The 1310-nt window shown below is 61.3% G+C and carries 2 protein-coding genes; both read left to right on the top strand.

Annotation, left to right across the window (positions count from 1 at the left end; translation table 11 throughout):
* The coding region (locus AC1VNY_RS42460; protein WP_482409662.1) for a TCP-1/cpn60 chaperonin family protein at positions 1-731 on the top strand (731 nt) is incomplete at its 5' end.
* Between the two features lie 342 nt (positions 732-1073).
* A partial coding sequence (locus tag AC1VNY_RS42455; RefSeq protein ID WP_482409661.1) for a hypothetical protein occupies positions 1074-1310 on the top strand: 237 nt, incomplete at its 3' end.

Below are 1310 nucleotides of genomic sequence, written 5' to 3'. Positions count from 1 at the left end.
ACCTCGGCATCAAGCTCGAGAACGTCACGCTGCAGATGCTCGGTCGCGCCAAGAAGGTGATGATCGACAAGGAGAACACCACGATCGTCAACGGCGCCGGCAAGAAGGCCGACATCGACGCCCGCGTGGCCCAGATCAAGGCGCAGATCGAGGAGGCCACCTCGGACTACGACCGTGAGAAGCTGCAGGAGCGTCTCGCCAAGCTCGCAGGCGGCGTCGCGGTGATCCGCGTCGGCGGCGCGACCGAGGTCGAGGTGAAGGAGCGCAAGGATCGCGTGGACGACGCGATGCACGCGACCCGCGCGGCTGTCGAGGAAGGCATTCTCCCGGGCGGCGGCGTCGCTCTGCTCCGTGCCTCCGAGCAGCTCAAGGGCCTGCGCACCACGAACGACGACCAGAAGACCGGCGTTGAGATCGTGCGCAAGGCGCTGTCCTGGCCGGCTCGGCAGATCGCGATCAACGCCGGTGAAGATGGCTCGGTCGTGGTCGGTAAAGTCCTAGAGAAGGATCAGTACTCTTACGGCTACGACGCGCAGACTGGCGAGTACAGCAACCTTGTCTCCAAGGGCATCATTGACCCGACCAAGGTCGTGCGCATCGCGGTCCAGAACGCCTCCTCGGTGGCGGCGTTGCTGATCACGACGGAAGCGATGGTTGCCGAGTTGCCGAAGAAGAACGCCGGCGGCCCCGCGATGCCTCCGGGCGGAGGCATGGGCGGCATGGACTTCTGATCCCTCCTCTCAAAAGGATCGACAGGCAGAACCCTGGCAGCAATGCCAGGGTTTTCGACTTCGGGCAAGCTTGCAACCACGCAGCCATTGTCAGCTTGAGTTGGATCGGCAGTTGGCGCCAGCCGTTTTATCAGCAGCGGCCGTCCGACGCACACCTAAGTTGGTTAGTCTGACTTCTCTCTCCCGCCGCCGCTCGGCTTCCATCCATGACGTTTCATGAGCTCTAGTTCTTAGACCGCGTATGCCGGATCTTTCGATTTCGCGCATGATCCAGATCGATCCTATAGCACGCTATCTAATCAACGTTGAGGGTTCACAGGGCCACGCAGATGACGGGGTAAGATGCGGCTCGACCGGCGCGCCGACATTTTTCCTTGGAAAGCGGCGTTATTGCGCGCTGGCCAAACGAGTAAGTTCGCCTCAGGCGACAAGATGGTAAGCGGCAAGGAGACCTTTCAATTACCCATAATTGTTGCCTCGATTGCGGCTCCAAGTTCGATGTCGTTCAGCCGCGATAGTCCGCGCCAGATCACGGTGTTTCCTGGAGGCGGATCGTTGGCTCGGGCCAAGTATCCTCCG

The sequence above is a fragment of the Bradyrhizobium ferriligni genome (assembly GCF_056837965.1).
Note: the sequence above shows the minus strand (reverse complement) of the source record. Positions and strands in the feature narration are given on the sequence as shown.